Raw genomic sequence first — 21,447 nt, 5'->3', positions numbered from 1 at the left:
GTCTTTATTCAGGGATGTAAAAAATTACAGGTAATGATTTGCCATTAATAACGAGACATTAATTTAACTCGATCTATGTCAGCCGATATTTTTTACCAGTAAATATTTAACTGGTGTTGGCTGATTTATTTATTGGAGATTCCCCATGACAAAAAAGTGGTTTACCGAAACGGTTGACAGCACGATTTCCATAATGGAAACGTCAGCTGAAAAAGGGTTGGACACTGCGGAAGTTAATAAGCGCACAGAGCAACACGGCACAAATGAGCTTCAAGAACAAGCCGGTAAGTCTGCGCTAGAACTGCTGACTCACCAATTCAAAAATCCATTGATTTTTATTCTAGCCGTTGGTGCGATTGTTTCTTTCTTCACTGGTCACTTAATTGATGCTGTGGCGATTGCCGTCATTATTGTGATTAACGTAGTTATTGCTTTCTGGCAGGAGTTTAAAGCTCAGAAAGGAATGGAAGCACTACGTGACATGGCAGCACCTATGGCGCAGGTACGTCGTAATGGTGAGTGGGTGGATATTCCAGCACGTGAGATTGTTCCTGGTGATGTGCTAAAGATTAGCACGGGTGACATCTTAGCGGCTGACGTTCGTATTATTGAATCTAACCGTCTATCGATTGACGAGGCCGCACTGACCGGTGAATCTGAGCCTGTCGATAAGACAAGTAAAACGCTGGAAGATGGTCATATTAGCTTGGGCGATCAGGTTAACATGGGCTTCATGACCACGATTGTGACAGGTGGTACAGGTGTCGGCATTGTTATTGGCACTGGTATGCAGACTGAGGTTGGCCATATCGCGGACATGATGGCGAATACCGAAGAAACCAAGACCCCAATGCAAGAGCGTATGGATTTGATTGCCAAAACGCTAATGATTGTTGCACTAGGTGTAGTAGCGGTTGTATGTGTTATCGGTCTATACCATGGCATGCCATGGCTTGAAATTCTGAACACAGGTATTTCACTATCTGTAGCAGCAATTCCTGAAGGTCTACCAACTGTTGTTACTATCGTTCTAACCATGGGTTCAACGAAGATGGTGAAGAGCAATGCTCTCGCTAAGCAGCTGGCTGCGATTGAAACTCTTGGTTCAACAACTGTTATCTGTTCAGATAAGACAGGTACGCTGACTCAGAACCAAATGCAGGTAATGAAAGCCTACGATGCATCTGGTCGAAACTGGGAAGTGAGCGGTAAAGGTTTCTCTCCTAAAGGTGAATTTAAGCCTCTTTCACACAGCACAGATGTGAAAGATAGCCCTGAAATGATGCAAGGCTTGGTCGTTGCGACACTATGTAATGATGCTGAGTATATTCAAAATGGCGATAAGTCATCTGTACGTGGTAACCCAACTGAGGGGGCATTGATTGTCGCTGCGGCGAAGGCTGGTCTACAGCAGACTGAAATGCTTTCAACGGGCGGCTACTCAATCATTGAGAAATTCCCGTTTGACTCTACACGTAAAATGGCATCGGTTATTGTTAAAGGCCCTGACGGTAAGCATTTCCTAGCGATTAAGGGTGCGCCAGATGTTGTATTACGTAATGCTTCAGGCTTTATGGTTAACGGTGATGTCGTTGCTCACCAGCCAGCGGTAGCAGAAGGCAACCTGGCTGTAGCTGCTAACCCATCAGAACAGTTAGTTGCGAACTATGAAGCGGCGATTCAAGACTTTGCTCATCAGGCTCTACGTACACTCGCTGTTGGTTTCCGAGAGTTATCGGAAGATGACCTACAGCGTGACCCTAGCGAACTTGAGCAAGATGTGACGATTCTTGGCCTGTACGGCATCATGGATCCACCTCGCCCAGAAGTACGTGCCGCGGTTGATAGCTGTTTTGACGCAGGTGTTCGTACGGTAATGATCACAGGTGACCATGCTCTTACAGCAGCAGCGATTGCACGCGAAATTGGTATTATTCGTAGCGAAGAAGATTTAGTTGTTACGGGTACCCAACTTGATGATATGGACGATGAAGAACTACGTCGTATTTGTCCAAACGTTGCAGTATTTGCCCGTGTATCACCAGAACATAAGCTGCGTATTGTACAGGCTCAACAACACAACAATGAAGTCGCTGCGATGACTGGTGATGGTGTGAACGATGCGCCAGCGCTACGCCGTGCTGACATTGGTGTTGCTATGGGTATTACGGGCACGTCGGTTGCTAAAGATTCAGGCGACTTGATCCTTCTGGATGATAACTTTAGCACCATTGTTAAGGCCGTTCGTCAAGGTCGTCAGATCTTTGATAACCTGCGTAAGTTTATCCGTCAGGCACTAACCGCAAACGTTGGTGAAGTATCAGTAATTCTGTTTGCCTTCCTATTCATGGGCCCTGAAGTGGCATTACCACTGACACCACTGATGATCCTTTGGATTAACTTAGTATCTGATGGTTTACCAGCACTAGCACTTGGTGTTGACCCAGAAGAGAAAGACTTGATGGAGCGTAAGCCGCGTAAGCGTAACGAAAGCTTCTTCAGCGATCACTTAGGTACACGTATTGTGGTACGTGGTTTGGCTCAAGGTGGCATGAGCTTCATGGCATTCAACTGGGCAGTCAACGCTGGCCTAAGCGCTAACTACGCACAGACGATGGCGTTTGCAATGCTAGTGTTCTGCCAGCTATGGCACATCTTTGATTCACGTACGTTCACTACGCTGTTCCGCAAGAACCCATTCACCAACAAGTACTTGTTAGGTGCGGTAGCGTTGTCTGCAACGTTGTCTCTAGGTGTTATCTACACCGGTGTTGGCCAGTTTATCTTTAGCACTGAAGCGCTAACAGCAGGGCACCTATTTACCGTGTTCATTGCAGCTTCACTACCTACATTTATTCTGTCTGGTATTAAAGAGCTAACAAAGACTAAGCTAGTTTAATCTTTGTATGATAAGTAAAGAAAAGGGCCTTTATGGCCCTTTTTTATTATCAAAAGTGACTGGTTTTTAGTAGCGTGACGGGGTAAGTATTGAAAAAAAAGCCACCTTCTTTCGAAGGTGGCTTTCTTACTTATTTACGTGTCTTGTTTATTTACGCAATTTAGTAAATTGCTATTCACGCTCATGAAGAGGGCTGAAATCACGCTGGTTGTAACCCGTGTACAACTGACGAGGGCGACCAATACGATTCGTCGGGTCATTATGCATTTCGTTCCAGTGTGCAATCCAACCGATAGTGCGAGACATCGCGAAAATAACGGTAAACATTGATACTGGAATACCGATTGCCTTCAGAATAATACCTGAGTAGAAATCGACGTTCGGGTAGAGTTTTTTCTCAACGAAATATTCATCGGAAAGTGCAATACGCTCCAGCTCCATGGCAACATCAAGCAGCGGATCTTTAATATCCAGCTCTTTAAGTACATCATGGCACGCTTCACGCATCACGGTTGCACGTGGGTCGTAGTTCTTATAAACACGGTGACCAAAGCCCATTAGGCGGAATGGGTCGTCTTTATCTTTAGCACGTTCAACATACTCAGGGATCTTATCAACGCTGCCAATTTCTTCTAGCATCTTCAGACAAGCTTCGTTAGCACCGCCGTGGGCAGGGCCCCAAAGTGAAGCGATACCAGCAGCAATACAGGCAAATGGGTTCGCGCCCGATGAACCTGCAAGTCGAACAGTAGAAGTCGAGGCATTTTGCTCGTGGTCAGCATGTAACGTAAAGATTTTATCCATCGCACGGGCTACAACAGGGCTGACGGTATACTCTTCACATGGCGTTGCAAACATCATGTGTAGAAAGTTTTCAGCATAGTCTAAGTCGTTACGAGGGAAAATAAATGGCTGGCCGATTGAGTATTTGTAACACATCGATGCAAGCGTTGGCATTTTGGATAGCAGGCGGAACGCTGTGATTTCACGGTGGGTATCGTTATTGATATCTAACGAGTCGTGATAGAACGCTGCGAGCGCGCCAACTACTCCACACATGACAGCCATAGGGTGAGCGTCACGGCGGAAACCATGGAAGAAGCTCGAAATTTGCTCATGAACCATCGTGTGACGAGTTACCGTAGTACGGAATGTCTCATATTGCTCACGAGTCGGAACCTCACCATATAGAAGAATATAACAAACTTCTAAATAGTCAGCATTATTGGCCAATTGGTCAATTGGGTAACCGCGGTGAAGCAGAATACCCTTATCACCATCAATATAGGTAATTTGAGATTCACATGATGCAGTGGCTAGAAAACCCGGGTCGAATGTAAAATAACCGTTAGCACCAAGCTTACGTACATCTATTACTTCTGGCCCTTCAGTGCCCCCGAGAATCGACAGTTCGACGGGTGCTTCCCCTTCAATATGAAGAGTAGCTTTCTTGTCTGCCATAACAATCTCCTTTGTTTTTATAATCCTAATCCAAGGCGGATGTACGATTGTTGTACCTTTCGTACGAGGGAAAGTCAATTTTTGTGGTTCTTTTGTGTGGCATTGTTAATAACTTTGGTTAAAAAAATGCAAATTTCCGAAACTGTGTTAGAGGTCATGTTGCGAGCTTTGTAATTGATTGTTGCGGGGGGTATACTCGCGACAGGTCTCTGGTTCTGCCGCCGCCAGACACAAATGCTTAAGTTATCAAGAAATTTAGTAAGTTAGGTTTAACTGTGTTTTACAAAAATAGTCACACAAAAGCGCAACGATGGGTTGCGTAAATGTTATTGTTTTTGTTGGTTTAAAGCAGGATCGGAGAGTTATAACTATAAAATTGCTTCAATGGAGCTGAGTGGGCAATCACCGTGAAAGTAAATAAGCCAAGACCTGTCAATCTCGACCTACAGACGATTCGCTTTCCCCTAACAGCGATAGCGTCGATCATACATCGCGTTTCCGGCGTGATCACTTTTGTTGCTGTAGCCATCTTGCTCTGGCTACTAAGTATCTCTTTATCCTCCCCTGAAGGTTTCGCCAGTGCTGCCAGCATTGTCAATAGCTTTTTTGCGAAGTTTGTACTTTGGGGCATTTTGACCGCGTTGTTCTACCACATAGTGGTTGGTGTGCGTCATTTGATCATGGATATGGGATATTTTGAAGAAATGGAATCCGGCATTGCAAGCGCGAAAGTCAGCTTCGCGATTGTCGCTGTGCTTTCAGTCTTCGCAGGAGTCTTAGTATGGTAAACAACGTATCAACAGTTGGTCGTAACGGCGTTCATGATTTTATCCTGATCCGTGCAACTGCAATCATCCTCACTTTTTACACAATTTATTTAGTTGGTTTTTTGGCTTTCGGGCCAGATCTAACGTTTGAAACATGGACTGCCTTCTGGGGTAAGTTGAGTACCAAGGTATTCACCATGCTGGCACTACTGTCTATTTTGATCCACGCCTGGATTGGTTTATGGCAGGTATTAACTGATTACATTAAATCTGCCGCTTTACGTGCAGGTCTTCAGTTTGGTGTCGTCGCTGTTCTTTTGGTTTACCTATTTTCTGGTTTCTTTATTGTGTGGGGTGCGTAAGTGAGCATTGCAGTTCGAGAGTTTGATGCCGTAGTAATCGGTGCTGGTGGTGCTGGAATGCGCGCTGCACTACAAATTTCTGAGCAAGGCCTTAAATGTGCGTTGCTGTCTAAAGTATTCCCAACTCGTTCTCATACCGTGTCTGCACAAGGGGGGATTACCGTTGCCCTTGGTAATGCGCACGATGATCACTGGGAACAGCATATGTACGATACCGTAAAAGGCTCTGATTATATCGGTGACCAAGACGCTATCGAATATATGTGTAAGAACGGCCCAGAATCTGTTATTGAATTAGAAAAAATGGGTTTGCCGTTTTCTCGTTTTGATAATGGCACCATTTATCAACGTCCATTTGGTGGCCAATCGAAGAACTTCGGTGGTGAGCAAGCTGCACGTACTGCTGCTGCAGCCGACCGTACTGGCCATGCATTGCTTCATACGCTGTACCAGCAGAATATCAAACATAAAACGACGATTTTCTCTGAGTGGTATGCACTTGATCTGGTTAAAAACGAAGACGGTGCAATCTTAGGATGTACTGCTCTTTGCATGGAAACCGGTGAAGTTTGTTACTTTAAATCGAAAGCAACCATTCTTGCCACTGGTGGTGCGGGTCGTATTTATGCATCAACAACCAATGCACATATCAATACTGGTGATGGTGTTGGCATGGCAATTCGTGCTGGCGTTCCAATGCAAGACATTGAAATGTGGCAATTCCACCCAACCGGCATTGCTGGTGCGGGTGTCTTGGTTACTGAGGGCTGCCGTGGTGAAGGTGGTTACCTTCTCAACAAAGACGGTGAGCGTTTTATGGAACGTTACGCGCCGAATGCGAAAGATCTAGCAGGCCGTGATGTTGTTGCTCGCTCCATGATGGTCGAAATTCGCGAGGGGCGTGGTTGTGATGGTCCTTGGGGCCCTCATATCAAGCTAAAACTTGATCACCTTGGTAAAGATGTTCTTGAATCGCGCCTACCTGGTGTTTGTGAACTGTCTCGTACTTTTGCTCATGTTGATCCAGTAAAAGAACCTATTCCAGTTATTCCTACCTGTCACTACATGATGGGCGGTGTACCAACTCAAGTTTCGGGTCAAGCAATTAAGCAAGATGACAGTGGTGCTGATGTTGAGATTCAAGGCCTATTTGCCTGTGGTGAAATTGCCTCTGTCTCAGTACACGGCGCGAACCGTTTAGGTGGCAATTCGCTACTTGATTTAGTGGTATTCGGTCGTGCAACTGGCCTTCACTTAGGTGAAACACTGAAGAAACAAGCTGAAGCTAAACCTGCTACAGAAGCAGACATTGAAGCGTCTCTTGAGCGCTATAACCGTTGGGAAAACAGTACTGGCGGTGAAGACCCTGCTCAAATTCGTAAAGATCTACAGCAATGTATGCAAAATAATTTCTCGGTATTCCGTGAAGGCGATGCAATGGCGAAAGGCTTAGAAGAGCTTAAAGTTATTCGTGAACGTCTTAAAAATGCATACCTTTCAGATAAATCGACAGAATTCAATACCCAGCGTGTTGAATGTTTAGAGCTTGAAAATTTAATGGAAACCGCTTTTGCCACAGCTGTTGCGGCAAACTACCGTACAGAAAGTCGCGGAGCGCATGCTCGTTTTGACTTCCCTGAGCGTGATGATGCGAATTGGTTATGCCACTCTGTTTATAACCCTGAGACAGAAACAATGTCTAAGCGTGGTGTAAATATGGCACCCGTTCATCGTGAAGCGTTTCCACCAAAAGCGCGTACTTACTAAGGGGAGGATCGAATAATGAAACTGAATTTTTCAATTTACCGTTATAACCCTGATGTTGATAACGCGCCGCATATGAAGGGCTACACCCTTGATGTGCCTGAAGGCTCCGACATGATGGTGCTTGATGCACTGATCTTGTTGAAAGAACAAGATCCAACGTTGTCATTCCGTCGTTCATGCCGTGAAGGTGTATGTGGTTCTGATGGTATTAACATGAATGGCAAAAACGGCCTTGCATGTATTACACCGCTATCAGCCTTGACTGATGAAAAGTCGATTGTGATCCGTCCACTTCCTGGTTTACCCGTGATCCGTGACTTGATTATCGATATGGATCAGTTCTATACCAACTACGCGAAAGTGAAGCCGTTTTTGGTTGATGACGGTGCACTACCACCTGCGCGCGAGAACTTACAATCACCTGAAGAGCGTGCTCATCTTGATGGCCTTTATGAATGTATTATGTGTGCATGTTGTTCGACATCATGCCCATCTTTCTGGTGGAATCCAGATAAATTCATCGGACCAGCTGGATTGCTCGCGGCTTATCGTTGGCTAATTGATAGTCGTGATACTGCAACAGATGAACGATTATCTGATCTCGACGACGCTTTTAGTGTTTTTCGTTGCCATGGCATCATGAACTGTGTAAATGTTTGTCCTAAAGGATTAAATCCGACGAAAGCGATTGGTCATATCAAAACGATGCTGCTGAAACGAGCAGTCTAATTCAACAGAATTATCGATATGCTGACTCTATGATTCGCTCTCTGGAGTCAGCTTTAAGCCCGGCATTGAGACCGGTGTAAATGGCGATAACTAGTGGTTAAGGGAAAACAATGCAGAACGGCGTTATGAAGGCATGGCTTGAGTCTTCACACCTGGCTGGCGCCAATGCAACTTATGTAGAGGATCTCTACGAGTTGTATCTTAGCGACCCAGACTTAGTTGACGAAAAATGGCGTCACGTATTCGGTGATCTGCCTGTTGTGAATGAAACGGTTGTTGAGCAGCCGCATTCACGTGTTCGTGATTATTTCCGGCGTTTGGCTAAAGAAACAACCCATCTAAGTGCTTCCGTCAGCGATCCAGATGTCGATGCCAAGCAGGTTAAGGTACTGCAGTTAATTAATGCATACCGTTTCCGCGGGCACCAAAATGCAAACTTAGATCCGTTAGGCCTATGGCAGCGGGAGCGAGTACCTGATCTCGACCCTGAATTCCATAATCTAACAGCAGATGACTTTAACGAGACATTTAACGTGGGCTCTTTTGCCATTGGGCAAGAGACCATGAAGTTATCTGAACTTTATGACGCATTGAAGAAAACCTATTGTGGTTCGATCGGTGCAGAGTACATGCATATTACTGATACAGAGGAAAAGCGTTGGCTTCAGCACCGCCTTGAATCTGTTGTTGGGCAAGGCGCATTTACCAAAGAAGAAAAGCTTACCTTTCTAGACGAGCTAACGGCTGCAGAAGGTCTTGAGCGCTATCTTGGCGCTAAATTCCCAGGTGCAAAACGTTTCTCTTTGGAAGGTGGCGATGCCATGATCCCAATGGTCAAAGAGCTAATCCGCTACGCAGGTACCAATGGTGTACGTGAAGTGGTAGTCGGTATGGCTCACCGTGGCCGTTTGAACATGTTGGTTAACGTGCTTGGTAAAAAGCCGCAGGACTTATTTGATGAGTTCGCCGGTAAGCATGATGACACATGGGGTACGGGTGATGTGAAGTATCACCAAGGCTTCTCTGCTGACTTTGAAACTCCTGGTGGCGATGTTCACCTTGTTTTGGCATTCAACCCATCGCACCTTGAGATTGTAAACCCAGTGGTTGTGGGCTCGGTTCGTGCTCGTCAAGACCGCCTTGGTGATAGTGATGGTTCACAGGTACTGCCAATTACGATTCACGGTGACTCAGCCGTTGCTGGTCAAGGTGTTGTCGCTGAAACATTCAACATGTCTCAGTCTCGTGGCTACCGTGTTGGCGGAACAGTTCGAATTGTAGTGAATAACCAAATTGGTTTCACCACATCGAATCCGCATGATATGCGCTCGACACAGTACTGTACTGATATTGCGAAAATGGTGCAGGCACCAATTTTCCATGTGAATGCTGACGACCCAGAAGCGGTTGCTTTTGTTACGCGTATTGCGCTTGATTATCGTAATGCCTTTAAGCGTGATGTTGTGATTGATTTGGTATGTTATCGCCGCCACGGCCATAACGAGGCCGATGAGCCAAACGCAACGCAGCCATTGATGTATCAGAAAATCAAAAAGCACCCAACACCGCGTAAGATTTATGCCGATAATCTAACTGATCACAATACAGTGGATCTAGAAACGGCTACATCATTGATTAATGAATATCGTGATGCGCTTGACCGTGGTGAATGTGTCGTTAAAGAATGGCGTCCAATGAAACTGCACTCAGTTGATTGGGAACCCTATATTGGTCATGATTGGACTGTCGATTGGCCAAGTAAGATTGACGAGACTCGCCTACAAGATTTGGCACACCGCCTGTGCCAGTTCCCTGAAAGCCATACACTGCAAAGCCGTGTACAAAAGTTATACAACGACCGCCTTGCAATGGCGAATGGCGACAAAGCCATTGATTGGGGTATGGCTGAAAATCTAGCCTATGCAACCGTCGTTGATGAAGGTCATCGAATTCGCATAACGGGTCAAGATTCTGGTCGTGGTACGTTCTTCCACCGCCATGCTGTTTTGCATAATCAGGCAGATGCCAGCACGTATATTCCATTATCGAATATTCATGATAAGCAAGGTGTTTTCCAAGTCTTTGATTCTGTTTTGTCTGAAGAAGCTGTATTAGCCTTTGAATATGGTTATGCGACAGCCGAACCAGGTGGCTTGACTGTATGGGAAGCGCAGTTTGGTGATTTTGCCAATGGGGCACAGGTTGTTATTGACCAGTTCATTAGCTCAGGTGAGCAGAAGTGGGGTCGTATGTGTGGTTTAACCATGCTGCTGCCACATGGTTATGAAGGTCAAGGCCCTGAACACTCATCGGCGCGACTAGAGCGTTACTTACAATTATGTGCTGAACAAAATATGCAGGTGGTTATCCCATCAACGCCAGCACAGGTTTACCACATGCTGCGCCGCCAGGTGGTACGCCCAATGCGTCGTCCATTGATTGTAATGTCGCCGAAGTCATTACTGCGCCACCCACTTTGTACATCAACACTGGATGAGCTAGCGAATGGTAATTTCCAGCCAGCAATTCCGGAAGTTGACGACTTAGATCCAAAGCAGGTGAAGCGTGTCGTATTCTGTTCTGGTAAGGTTTATTTTGATCTTCTTGAACAGCGTCGCAAAAACGAACAGACAGATGTTGCTATCGTTCGTATAGAGCAGCTATACCCATTCCCTAAAGAAGATGTTGAAGCTGCCTTGGCAGATTATCAACATGTTAATGACTTCGTGTGGTGTCAGGAAGAACCGCAGAACCAAGGTGCATGGTACTCAAGCCAGCATAACTTCCGTTCTGCGTTACCGGTCGGAGCTCAGTTGGAATATGCAGGCCGTCCGGCTTCTGCATCACCGGCTGTAGGCTACATGTCGGTACACCTGAAACAGCAAAAAGCGCTAATTGAAAGCGCATTAACTACAGACTAATAAGAACTGGAACAAAAAGGACAAAGCCGATATGACGATCGAAATTCTGGTTCCCGATTTACCTGAATCAGTTGCAGATGCGACAGTAGCGACTTGGCATAAGCAGCCAGGCGACGCAGTAACACGTGATGAAGTTCTGGTTGATATCGAAACTGATAAAGTTGTGCTGGAAGTTCCAGCACCAGAAGATGGTGTTCTAGAAGCTATTCTAGAAGGCGAGGGTACAACCGTTTTAACTAAACAGCTTATTGGTAAGATCAAAGCTGGAGCGGTAGCGGGCGAACCAACAAAAGATGTACCAGCAGAAGCGGAATCATCACCGAACAAGCGCAACACAGCAGCGTTAGGTGAAGAGACGAATGAAGCGCTTAGCCCAACAGTACGTCGCTTGCTTGGCGAGCACAGTATTAAAGCATCTGATGTGAAAGGCACAGGTGTTGGCGGCCGCATTACTCGTGAAGACGTTGAAGCTTTTGTTAAAGAGGGCAAATCAACACAAGCACCAGCAGCACCTGCTGTTGAAACTAAAGTGGAAGCACCTCTTGCTCATCGTAGTGAGAAACGTGTACCAATGACCCGCCTACGTAAGCGTGTCGCTGAGCGTCTGCTTGAAGCGAAAAACAGCACGGCGATGCTAACCACATTTAACGAAGTAAACATGAAGCCAATCATGGATCTTCGTAAACAGTACAAAGACATTTTTGAAGAGCGCCATGGGATTCGCTTAGGCTTTATGTCTTTTTATGTGAAAGCGGTTGTTGAAGCGCTAAAACGCTACCCAGAAGTTAATGCGTCTATTGATGGTGATGACATTGTTTATCATAACTTCTTCGATGTTAGCATTGCGGTTTCGACACCACGTGGTTTGGTAACACCTGTGCTGCGTGATTGCGACAAGCTAAGCCTTGCTGAAATCGAAAAAGGCATTCGCGAACTAGCGATTAAAGGCCGTGATGGCAAGTTAACCGTTGATGAGTTAATTGGTGGTAACTTTACTATCACTAACGGCGGCGTATTCGGCTCACTGATGTCGACGCCAATTATCAACCCACCACAAGCTGCGATTTTGGGCATGCATAAAATTGCTGACCGCCCAATGGCAGTTGATGGCAAAGTTGAAATTTTACCAATGATGTACCTAGCACTGTCTTATGACCACCGCTTAGTGGATGGAAAAGAGTCAGTGGGCTATTTGGTAACAATTAAAGAACTTTTAGAAGACCCAACACGTCTATTACTAGACGTATAACACTGATTGTGAAGCCGGGCAGGCTCGACGTCCGGCTTATATTCACGGTGAGTGATTAACGAAGAAATACCCAAGAGTATTTCATATGGATATAACAAGTCCCGCTAGGGATATGAAAACGGATAGAACATCATGAATTTGCATGAATATCAGGCGAAACAGCTGTTCGCTGAGTACGGTCTGCCAGTTCCAGAAGGTTATGCTTGCGATACCCCCCAGGAAGCTGCTGAAGCTGCCAGTAAGATTGGTGGTGATAAGTGGGTAATTAAATGTCAGGTTCACGCAGGTGGACGTGGTAAAGCGGGTGGTGTTGAGCTACACGATAATAAAGAAGGTCTTAAAGAGTTTGCCCAAAAATGGTTGGGTAAAAACTTAGTGACTTATCAAACAGATGCAAATGGTCAGCCAGTGACTAAAATCTTGGTTGAAGAAGCATCGAACATTGCAAATGAGCTGTACCTTGGTGCGGTTGTTGACCGTGGCACCCGACGCATTGTTTTCATGGCATCAACCGAAGGTGGTGTGGATATTGAAAAAATTGCCGAAGAAACGCCAGAGCTAATTCATAAAGCTGCGATTGATCCATTGGTTGGCCCTCAGCCATACCAAGGTCGTGAGCTTGCATTCAAGCTTGGCCTGAAAGGCGACCAAATTAAGCAATTCACCAAAATATTCCTAGGTCTTGGCAACATGTTTGCTGACTATGATTTGGCTTTGCTTGAAATCAACCCATTGGTTATTACCGGTGATGATAACCTGCTGTGCCTAGATGGTAAAATCAACATTGATTCAAACGCAATGTACCGTCAGCCAAAACTGCGTGAAATGCACGATCCTTCGCAGGAAGATGAGCGTGAAGCACATGCTGCACAGTGGGAGCTAAACTATGTTGCGCTTGATGGCAGCATTGGTTGTATGGTGAACGGTGCTGGTCTTGCTATGGGTACGATGGATATCGTTAACCTGCACGGTGGCCAGCCTGCTAACTTCCTTGATGTTGGCGGTGGTGCAACCAAAGAGCGTGTAACTGAAGCATTTAAGATCATTCTATCTGATACCAATGTGAAAGCCGTACTGGTTAACATTTTTGGCGGTATCGTACGCTGTGATCTTATTGCAGAAGGTATTATCGGCGCAGTTGAAGAAGTTGGTGTTGAAGTGCCAGTTGTTGTTCGACTAGAAGGTAACAACGCGGTACTTGGCGCTGAAACTCTAGCAAAAAGTGGCCTGAATATTATTGCTGCGACTTCCCTAACTGAAGCAGCGGAAAAAGTAGTTGCTGCAGCGGAGGGCAAATAATGTCAGTACTAATTAATAAAGATACCAAAGTTATCTGTCAGGGCTTCACGGGTGGTCAGGGGACTTTCCACTCAGAGCAAGCGATTGACTACGGAACACAGATGGTTGGCGGCGTATCGCCAGGCAAAGGCGGTACAACACACCTTGGTCTACCTGTGTTCAATACTGTACGTGATGCAGTAGAGGCAACGGGCGCGACTGCAACGGTTATCTACGTACCTGCTCCATTCTGTAAAGATGCAATTCTTGAAGCAATTGATGCCGGAATTGAACTGATTGTAACGATTACTGAAGGCATCCCTACATTGGATATGCTTGATGTTAAAGTGCGTCTTGATGAATCAGGCGCACGTATGATTGGCCCTAACTGCCCAGGTGTTATTACACCTGATGAGTGTAAGATCGGCATCATGCCTGGCCACATTCATAAAGCGGGTAAGGTTGGCATCGTATCTCGTTCTGGTACGTTGACTTATGAAGCTGTTAAGCAGACAACGGATGAAGGTTTCGGCCAGTCAACTTGTGTTGGTATTGGCGGAGACCCAATCCCGGGTTCTAACTTTATCGACGTGCTTGAGCTGTTCGAAAAAGATCCAGCGACTGAAGCGATTGTTATGATCGGTGAAATTGGTGGGACAGCGGAAGAAGAAGCGGCAGCCTACATTAAAGAAAATGTCACTAAGCCTGTTGTTTCTTACATCGCTGGTGTTACGGCGCCTCCAGGTAAGCGTATGGGCCACGCTGGTGCGATTATCTCTGGCGGTAAAGGTACGGCTGAAGATAAATTCCAGGCATTGGAATCAGCTGGTGTGAAAACCGTGAAGAGCCTTGCTGACATCGGTAAAGCACTACGTGAAGTAACGGGTTGGTAAGCTTCTAGCTACCCTCGTTGCAAACATAAAAACCCGCCATTGGCGGGTTTTTTTATGAAGGTATTGTGGCACAGTGACGGAGATTCAGGGCATGTTCAATCGTTAGTCAGTACACTTATTAGGTGCGAAGGACTTTTTTTCGTGCGGAATTTATGAGCCTAGCGGTAGGAGATACGAATGAAATGGTGCGGTATACTATTTATATTCGGTTGGTTTACGGTGCTGCCAGTAATGGCGGATGAAGATAAACCGGCATACGAAGACTGTATTCTTGAACATGTTTCTTTAGCAGAAAATGGTACTGCGGCTAATTTGATGACCAATGCTTGCCATCGGCTCTATATTGATAACTTTATGTTGTCGGAAAAAGATCAGGGCTATTTTCAATGCTTACTCGATTATTTACCGCCGTCAAAAAGTACAAGTGTGGCCATGCAAGTTAAAAGTACCTGCAACAGTAGGCATCGAAGCTTATTCAATTAACCATGCCTGCTAAATTAGCAGGCATTGATAATAAAAATGGTTAGGCTTCAGTACGCTTTAATTGACTGAGCATGAATAAGCCTGCGGCTGCGACCACGACGGAAGGGCCTGCAGGGGTATCGTAGTGCCATGACATAGCAAGGCCAATCATGACGGAAATTGACCCAATGATAGACGCGAGTCCAGCCATGATCTCTGGACTAGGAGCAAAGCGTCTTGCTGTCGCGGCAGGTATTATCAGTAATGAGGTTATGATCAACGCCCCAACAAACTTCATTGCGACGGCAATAACCAAGCCAACCATTAGCATCAGCAATAGTCGCATTAAATCGACATTAATTCCTTCTACTTGCGCAAGATCTTCATTGATTGTTGAAGAGAGTAATGGGCGCCATAAGGTAACTAGAAGGCCTAACACAATCATGCCGCCACCATAAATCCAATATAAGTCGTTGGTCGTTACAGCAAGTAAATCACCAAACAAATAAGACATTAGATCGATACGGACGTTGTCGAGGAAGCTGATGGCAACAAGCCCCAACGATAATGCGCTATGCGCTAAAATACCCAGTAAGGTATCTGTTGCGACATACTTTTGTTTTTGCAAGCTGACTAAGATAACGGCCAGTGTCAAACAGCAGATAATAAGTGCAAGGTTTAAGTTTATATTAAATAAAAAACCGAGTGCGATACCCAATAATGACGCGTGTGAGAGCGTATCACCAAAGTAGGCCATTTTACGCCATACCACGAAAGAACCTAAAGGCCCTGCTAATATGGCAATGCCAATACCAGCGATGAGAGCTGGTAGAAGTAACTCAAGCATTTTGGTTCTCTTGTTGTTCTGTATGATTGTGCTGGCAAGGGCCTATTGGACTACCAGATAAGTCATGCTCGTGATTATGGTGATGTTGGTATAAAGCCAACTGCTCGCTTTGTTGTTGGCCAAAAAGTGCCACATAATTGGGGTGGCGAGTAATAGACTCGGGTTCACCCGAACAGCAAATGTGATGGTGTAGACAGATCACATGGTCGGTTTTTGCCATCACTAAATGAAGGTCATGCGAGACCATTAAGATTGCGCAATTCAGCTTATCACGTAGCGATTGTATTAAACTATAAAGCTCGAGTTGACCGTTTACATCGACGCCTTGCACTGGCTCATCTAACACTAACAGATCGGGTTTTTGTAAAAGTGCACGTGCTAACAGCACTCGTTGCATTTCACCGCCAGACAGCGAGTGCATATTACTATGGTGTAGGTGCTTACCATTAACGAGTTCAAGCGCATGAATTCGATCTGACTCTTTGTAACGGCCGGCTAAACGCATAAAGCGATCTACATTCAGCGGCAGTGAGCTATTAAGCTCGAGCTTTTGCGGTACATAGCCAAGACGAAGACCCTTTGGGCGAATAATTTTACCCGCGCTTGGCTTTCTTAGGCCGGTAATGACTTTGACGAGAGTCGATTTACCTGCACCATTAGGACCAATCAAGGTTGTGATTTGTCCACGTTCTAGCTTGAGTGATACTTGGTCAAGGACATGACGATCGGAGAACGTCACGGTCACAGCCTGTAATTCAACTAAGGTTGTCATAATTTCTTTGCTTAAGATGTTTGCCAAAGTGATATGTTATAATATAACATTTCATTCTAGTGTTGTAATCAAGAATTATTTCGGGACCCCATTATGCGCCGTTTTTTGTTTTCTTGCAGTTCTATTGGACTGCTTTTATCGTCATATGCTCAGGCACAAGAGTTAAACATTGTCACGACAGTCAAGCCCCTTAACATGGTAGTGCAAGAGTTAACGGCTGGTGTGACAACTAGCTCGACCTTATTGCCTGTTGGTGCTTCCCCGCATGATTATGCATTACGTCCTTCAGATGCCAAAAAATTAAATGAGGCCGATTTAGTTATCTGGGCTGGGCCTGAGGTCATGAAGGTCATGAAGGTCATGAAGGTCATGAAGGTCATGAAGGTCATGAAGGTCATGAAGGTCATGAAGGTCATGAAGGTCATGAAGGTCATGAAGGTCACGGACATCATGACGAATCTAGTAGTCACGAAGGACACGACCATGGCAGTGATGGTCACGAAGGGCATAGCCATGAGGGGATCGATCCGCACTTATGGTTAGGTCCACAGCAGGTTATTCAAGCTTCAGGCGTGATCACGCAGAAACTTATTGAGCTGGACCCAGATCACCAGGCAGAATATGAAGCAAACCTTATCCGTTTCTCGGCAGAAATTACGGCAACAATGGTAGAGCTTGAAGCTGAATTAAAGCCAGTTCTTAATAAGGGCTATTTTGTATTCCATGATGGTTACGGCTATTTTGAAGAACAGTTTGGTTTAAATAATCTCGGTCATTTTACGGTTGAACCTGATCGCCGACCTGGTGCAAGAACGTTGGTTTCAATTCGGAAATCGCTAAAAGATGCGCATGCAACATGTGTGTTTAGTGAGCCACAATTTTCACCTGCCGTTATTAATAGTGTGATCAATGGTACTGATGTCAATATAGGTACTTTAGATCCAATGGCGACAAATATTAGTGATGCAACGGGTGGTTATACAAAGTTTCTACGTGAAATGGGACAGAGCTTTATTCAGTGTCTTAAGTAAATATTCATGATGGTGATTAATTATTGCTAATAAGTAATACTGATTGTCGTCAAAAGAAAAAGAAATAAAAAGCGTACTCCGGTACGCTTTTTATGTACTAAGCCACATTTTATAAATATGATCTTATATTCACTATTATGATGTAGCATAATAAGCATATATATCAGATTGTAGGTTAAGGTTTGTGGTTGCCCCTTTAAATGTCATGGTTAGACAGCGGATCATTCTTTGTTGCGTTATATTGATTACTTGCTTTTTTTCAATGGTAGCAACGGCCTCTAACCACTTGTTTTACCCACTACCGCATCAGGAAGCGGGAAGCTTGATTGCAGCCAAGAAAATCATAAAAAACACCCATGGCGGGCTGTGGTTTGTCGATGTTCATGGTGCGCTTATTTTCTATGATGGCCGACAACTGAAACCTGCAATTGATCAAGCTGGAAATGAACTTACGGGTGTTACCGATGCCGTTATGATTAATAACGGTTTATGGTTAGTTAAAGATAGCGATGCTTTTTATTATTCCCCGGCAAAAACGGCACTATATAAGCTCAATATTAGCCAAGTACCTATGGAGTATGTGGTTGAAAGTGATGGCGCGGCTTTATTTGCTAATAGGCGAGGGCTTTACCGCCTACAGCAGCGCTCGCAAATTCCTGACTTCACTTCTTTTCCGCGGCCCTTAAAACTATCAGGCTTATATTCAGCGGGTGACTCTATTTTTGTCGCACTGGCGAAAGGGGTGTATGAATATAGGCAGGATAAAATAGTTTCAGACTTATTACTTCCTGAACATGATGTTACTGCGATTTATCAAGATGATCAGCAGCAGCTTTGGTTTGGTACCTTGAATGGTCTCTTTCTTACTCGTGAAGCTCGGAAAGTCGATTTAAAGCGTAGTGACAGTCAATCAGTTTCTTCTATTGTACAAACTGAGTATGGGTTATGGGTTGGTAGTAAAAGCGGGTTGTACGTTCTTGATCAAGAGACTAACGCTATCGCACATTATCAATCTTCAGTGCATGATATGTATGCACTGGAAGGCAACCGTATTCATGCGATGTTGCGAGATGAGAATGGCTCACTATGGATCGCAACAAATAACGGGGTCAATTATTTACCCCCAACAACGGCACTAATGAAGCGTTTACGTTATGGTGAAGGGTCGTTACCTGCTGCACAAATTAATGATATCGAACAAACCAGTGATGGACGTACTTGGTTGGCAACCGATAATGGTTTATTCGAATTATCCGCATTTTTGAAAATCGTTCAGCATCAACCTGCATTGGGCAAAGTAAATCAGGTAGCCTCAAGGCGAGATCAGCTCTGGTTAGCCACAGAGCACGGAGTAGAGGTTTTTTCTCGTCAAACTGACACATGGAAGGCATTAGCCATACCAGATCACTTCCAACAAAGTGAAGTCGTTAGTTTAATGGTTGATCATTTTGGTTCGGTTTGGATTGGGATGACTTCGCGTTTATATCGATATTGGCCTGATAGTAACGAGTGGGTATCGTTTGGCAGCCATTGGCTACGTGACCCTAGAGGGGATGAGCAAGTCACGACCGTTTTTGAAGACAGCGAATATCAAATTTGGGTTGGTACTGATTATGGTTTATATCTTTTTGAAGCAGGCCGGCTCTATTTAGAGAGTGGGACGACGAAAGAGGGCGGCGTACTCGATATCTATGAAGATAGAATTGGGCAGCTGTGGGTAGTGAATAATCATAGTTTACAGTATTCACAAACACTCAAGCCTTTGTCATTCCAAGGTGTTGCGCTATCAGGTGTCCGCGCTAACCCTTATTGTATCGTTGGCGACAACAATGGTTTATGGGTGACGAGCAGTAAAGGGCTCTCTTACTTTTCGTTTACAGGCAATATTAAACGTCACTTTAAGTCTCCTGAAGGGATCATTGCCAGTGAGTTCTATTCACAAGCATGTATTCGAGGTGCTAGTGGTAAATTGATTTTTGGTGGCAGGGAAGGGGTACTGGAAGTTGCCCCAGATAAGATACTGGCAAGTCACGAGTCAAATCTTCAGTTAACCTTGAGTGAAGTCAAAACTGATAATGACTTACGTCAGCTTGCAGGTGCAACAGGTGACACTCTAACACTTCACTACGGTACTTCGATTAATTTTGAATTCAGTACCATGCCTTTTTACGGTAGACCAGCATTATCGTATCGGTTGATAAAAGACAACAAGGAGCCATCAAATTGGCTGCAGATCGACGGTAGCTCTTTGTTGATCGATTCGCTTCCGCCAGGTGAGTTTGTACTTGAGGCAAAAATTGATCGTATAGGAAGCGATACTGGTGAGGTTTTGCAATACGCCTTCAATGTTGAACGGCCGTGGTTTTTATCGGTTGGCTTAATAACACTCGCTATTGTGCTGGTTATTGTTTGTATTTTGTTGTTTTTAACTTGGCGAGCCCGGGCATTTAAAGACCAAAATATGCAGCTAAAACAGGCGGTATTTCGGAAAACCGGCAAAATTGAGTTACAGAAGAAGCAACTTAATGCAAGCAATGTGCAATTACAGCGTATTTTGTCTATCCGCCAAAATATAATGGCCCAGTTATCGCACGAGTTACGCACTCCATTACGCCTTTCACTGAGTTTGTTATCAAACATTCGACAAGAATCCCCGTTTATCGACGATGATAAATTGGATGCCACAGAAAAGAACATTACACACTCGTTGCACGTCGCTGAGCAAATTTTGTCACGTGATACATTAGCACTGGTAGAGCCAGAAAAATCTTGTGAGCAGCTTGTGAGCCCAATTATTCAGGCTTCTTGCATGAGCTGGCAAGTGGAAGCGGAAGAAAAACAGATCGTCGTATGCCTGGAAGATGAAACGGAAGGGTTGAGTGTTTATATGGCGCCATACCACCTAGAGATCATGCTGGGTAATTTACTGTCTAATGCGCTTAAGTATACTGGCGATAAAGGGTGCATCACGGTTGCAGTCAGAGAGCTACATAAGCAGTTGGTTATTTCAGTCAGTGATACTGGTAAAGGCATGTCGGAAGAGACAAAAGCCCATCTTTTTGAAAGCTACTATCAGGAAGAGCCAGAATTAAATCCGAAAGCTGGTTTTGGCTTAGGGCTCAGCACTGTTAAACAACTGGTGGAGCTGTATGGCGGTGATATTTCAGTTATTAGCTACCAGGGCGTTGGTAGTGAATTTATCCTGCGGTTCCCTGTGCATCATCGAGCCCAGAGTGTGGTGAAGCCCACTGGTGATCAGCAAGAGTACTATACGCCGATGCCACGTGTGTTGATTGCTTCTGAAGATCCCCATGTGCGAGTTTGCCTGAGGGAGTTAATGGAGCAAGATTATAACGTGCTTTTCGCCTCTGATGGTTATGAGGCGCTCATGATGGCCTATGAGCACTTTCCTGACTTGCTGATTATTGAGGCGGTTTTACCAGGGCTTGGGGGTGAAGCACTAAAACAGCGTTTAGTCGACGAACCTGATATTAATCATGTACCGAAATTTGTTTTATTAGTCGACGGTGATACTGAAAGTGACAGTAACTGGGTTGATGGCGCTCTGATAAAACCGCTAACGCCTGAGTTGGTACTAGCACAGGTATCGCAATTACTGCCACTTCCAGTACATTCTCAGCATGTTATTGTGAAAGATGCAAATAGCTGGAAAGAGGAAGTAAAGACGTTAGTTTCTACATGCTTCCACCACCCCGATTTTAGTATTGCGTCAGCAGCTAAAGCCTTTGATAGCTCTGAACGCCAGTTTCAACGTAAGTTTAAGCAAGAGTATGGTATTGCGTTTAACGATTATATTGCTCAGTTTAGGCTTGATCAGGCTGCGATGATGTTAAAACAAGGGGATCAAGTTTCAGACGTTGCACTCTCATGTGGATTTAACGACCCATCTGACTTCAGCGCACAATTTAAAGCCCGAATAGGTCAAACCCCCAAACAATATGCCCAGTGTTCTAGGGGCGTCGAATAAAGACTAAGAAGGCGTAAACTG

15 protein-coding genes and 1 pseudogene are annotated in these 21,447 nt (G+C 45.0%); 13 read left to right on the top strand and 3 right to left on the bottom strand.

Annotated features, from left to right (window positions below; genetic code table 11):
• The first annotated feature begins 145 nt into the window (after positions 1 to 145).
• The gene (locus L4D09_RS02060; protein WP_428455824.1) at positions 146 to 2,899 is read left to right on the top strand and encodes a cation-translocating P-type ATPase; all 2,754 of its coding nucleotides are present in this window, start codon (positions 146 to 148) and stop codon (positions 2,897 to 2,899) included.
• 171 nt (positions 2,900 to 3,070) lie between these two features.
• Here L4D09_RS02060 and L4D09_RS02055 read toward each other — a convergent pair whose 3' ends face one another.
• On the bottom strand, positions 3,071 to 4,360 hold the full coding sequence (locus tag L4D09_RS02055; protein WP_428455823.1) for a citrate synthase: 1,290 nt from the start codon (positions 4,358 to 4,360) through the stop codon (positions 3,071 to 3,073).
• 407 nt (positions 4,361 to 4,767) lie between these two features.
• Here L4D09_RS02055 and sdhC point away from each other — a divergent pair, with 407 nt between their 5' ends.
• From sdhC to L4D09_RS02010, 9 genes are all read left to right on the top strand, one after another.
• Entirely contained in the window at positions 4,768 to 5,148 is a 381-nt protein-coding gene (gene sdhC / locus L4D09_RS02050; protein ID WP_428455822.1) for a succinate dehydrogenase cytochrome b556 subunit, read from the top strand.
• Positions 5,142 to 5,489: a succinate dehydrogenase, hydrophobic membrane anchor protein gene (gene sdhD, locus L4D09_RS02045; protein WP_428455821.1), complete on the top strand. Its 348-nt coding sequence runs from the start codon at positions 5,142 to 5,144 to the stop codon at positions 5,487 to 5,489. The genes sdhC and sdhD overlap by 7 nt, the downstream gene beginning before the upstream one ends.
• The gene (gene sdhA, locus L4D09_RS02040; RefSeq protein WP_428455820.1) at positions 5,490 to 7,256 is read left to right on the top strand and encodes a succinate dehydrogenase flavoprotein subunit; all 1,767 of its coding nucleotides are present in this window, start codon (positions 5,490 to 5,492) and stop codon (positions 7,254 to 7,256) included. It begins immediately after the preceding gene.
• Positions 7,257 to 7,271: 15 nt separating this feature from the next.
• Positions 7,272 to 7,985, top strand: a complete 714-nt coding sequence (locus L4D09_RS02035; protein ID WP_428455819.1) for a succinate dehydrogenase iron-sulfur subunit — start codon at positions 7,272 to 7,274, stop codon at positions 7,983 to 7,985.
• Between the two features lie 110 nt (positions 7,986 to 8,095).
• Positions 8,096 to 10,906 (top strand): 2-oxoglutarate dehydrogenase E1 component, encoded by a 2,811-nt coding sequence (sucA, locus tag L4D09_RS02030; RefSeq protein ID WP_428455818.1) that lies wholly within the window; start codon positions 8,096 to 8,098, stop codon positions 10,904 to 10,906.
• A gap of 31 nt (positions 10,907 to 10,937) precedes the next feature.
• On the top strand, positions 10,938 to 12,155 hold the full coding sequence (odhB, locus tag L4D09_RS02025) for a 2-oxoglutarate dehydrogenase complex dihydrolipoyllysine-residue succinyltransferase (protein ID WP_428455817.1): 1,218 nt from the start codon (positions 10,938 to 10,940) through the stop codon (positions 12,153 to 12,155).
• 132 nt (positions 12,156 to 12,287) lie between these two features.
• A complete protein-coding gene (gene sucC / locus L4D09_RS02020; protein WP_428455816.1) occupies positions 12,288 to 13,454 on the top strand; it encodes an ADP-forming succinate--CoA ligase subunit beta in 1,167 nt (388 codons plus the stop codon).
• Complete coding sequence (gene sucD, locus L4D09_RS02015) at positions 13,454 to 14,326, top strand: succinate--CoA ligase subunit alpha (protein ID WP_428455815.1); 873 nt, start codon at positions 13,454 to 13,456, stop codon at positions 14,324 to 14,326. Before sucC ends, sucD begins: the two co-directional genes overlap by 1 nt.
• Before the next feature lie 177 nt (positions 14,327 to 14,503).
• Positions 14,504 to 14,809: a VF_A0006 family four-cysteine protein gene (locus L4D09_RS02010; RefSeq protein ID WP_428455814.1), complete on the top strand. Its 306-nt coding sequence runs from the start codon at positions 14,504 to 14,506 to the stop codon at positions 14,807 to 14,809.
• A 40-nt stretch (positions 14,810 to 14,849) separates the two neighbouring features.
• On the opposite strand, the gene znuB is transcribed toward L4D09_RS02010, so the two are convergent.
• Both znuB and znuC read right to left on the bottom strand, forming a co-directional pair.
• Positions 14,850 to 15,635 carry a zinc ABC transporter permease subunit ZnuB gene (gene znuB / locus L4D09_RS02005; RefSeq protein WP_428455813.1) on the bottom strand — a complete coding sequence of 262 codons (786 nt, stop codon included), beginning with the start codon at positions 15,633 to 15,635 and terminating at the stop codon, positions 14,850 to 14,852.
• Positions 15,628 to 16,407: a zinc ABC transporter ATP-binding protein ZnuC gene (gene znuC / locus L4D09_RS02000; RefSeq protein ID WP_428455812.1), complete on the bottom strand. Its 780-nt coding sequence runs from the start codon at positions 16,405 to 16,407 to the stop codon at positions 15,628 to 15,630. The genes znuB and znuC overlap by 8 nt, the downstream gene beginning before the upstream one ends.
• A 93-nt stretch (positions 16,408 to 16,500) precedes the next feature.
• Here znuC and L4D09_RS01995 point away from each other — a divergent pair, with 93 nt between their 5' ends.
• The 3 genes and pseudogenes from L4D09_RS01995 to L4D09_RS01985 all read left to right on the top strand — a co-directional run bounded on the left by L4D09_RS01995 (position 16,501) and on the right by L4D09_RS01985 (position 21,426).
• Entirely contained in the window at positions 16,501 to 16,950 is a 450-nt protein-coding gene (locus L4D09_RS01995; RefSeq protein WP_428455811.1) for a metal ABC transporter solute-binding protein, Zn/Mn family, read from the top strand.
• A pseudogene (locus tag L4D09_RS01990) lies at positions 16,914 to 17,438 on the top strand (zinc ABC transporter substrate-binding protein); the annotation flags it as partial. The gene L4D09_RS01995 and the pseudogene L4D09_RS01990, both read left to right, overlap by 37 nt.
• A gap of 184 nt (positions 17,439 to 17,622) precedes the next feature.
• A complete protein-coding gene (locus tag L4D09_RS01985; protein WP_428455810.1) occupies positions 17,623 to 21,426 on the top strand; it encodes a two-component regulator propeller domain-containing protein in 3,804 nt (1,267 codons plus the stop codon).
• Positions 21,427 to 21,447 lie beyond the last annotated feature (21 nt).

It is taken from the genome of Photobacterium makurazakiensis, assembly GCF_050336715.1.
Lineage (GTDB): Bacteria > Pseudomonadota > Gammaproteobacteria > Enterobacterales > Vibrionaceae > Photobacterium > Photobacterium makurazakiensis.
The sequence above is the reverse complement of the archived record's forward strand: the minus strand, read 5'-3'. Positions and strand labels throughout refer to the sequence as shown.

What these genes read in the sequence shown, in the direction of transcription:
- L4D09_RS02055 (WP_428455823.1), bottom strand. Translation starts at nt 4,360, where the DNA reads ATGGCAGACAAGAAAGCTACTCTTCATATTGAAGGGGAAGCACCCGTC.
- sucD (WP_428455815.1), top strand. Translation starts at nt 13,454, where the DNA reads ATGTCAGTACTAATTAATAAAGATACCAAAGTTATCTGTCAGGGCTTC.
- znuB (WP_428455813.1), bottom strand. Translation starts at nt 15,635, where the DNA reads ATGCTTGAGTTACTTCTACCAGCTCTCATCGCTGGTATTGGCATTGCC.
- sucA (WP_428455818.1), top strand. Translation starts at nt 8,096, where the DNA reads ATGCAGAACGGCGTTATGAAGGCATGGCTTGAGTCTTCACACCTGGCT.
- L4D09_RS01995 (WP_428455811.1), top strand. Translation starts at nt 16,501, where the DNA reads ATGCGCCGTTTTTTGTTTTCTTGCAGTTCTATTGGACTGCTTTTATCG.
- L4D09_RS02035 (WP_428455819.1), top strand. Translation starts at nt 7,272, where the DNA reads ATGAAACTGAATTTTTCAATTTACCGTTATAACCCTGATGTTGATAAC.
- L4D09_RS02010 (WP_428455814.1), top strand. Translation starts at nt 14,504, where the DNA reads ATGAAATGGTGCGGTATACTATTTATATTCGGTTGGTTTACGGTGCTG.
- znuC (WP_428455812.1), bottom strand. Translation starts at nt 16,407, where the DNA reads ATGACAACCTTAGTTGAATTACAGGCTGTGACCGTGACGTTCTCCGAT.
- sdhD (WP_428455821.1), top strand. Translation starts at nt 5,142, where the DNA reads ATGGTAAACAACGTATCAACAGTTGGTCGTAACGGCGTTCATGATTTT.
- odhB (WP_428455817.1), top strand. Translation starts at nt 10,938, where the DNA reads ATGACGATCGAAATTCTGGTTCCCGATTTACCTGAATCAGTTGCAGAT.
- sucC (WP_428455816.1), top strand. Translation starts at nt 12,288, where the DNA reads ATGAATTTGCATGAATATCAGGCGAAACAGCTGTTCGCTGAGTACGGT.
- L4D09_RS02060 (WP_428455824.1), top strand. Translation starts at nt 146, where the DNA reads ATGACAAAAAAGTGGTTTACCGAAACGGTTGACAGCACGATTTCCATA.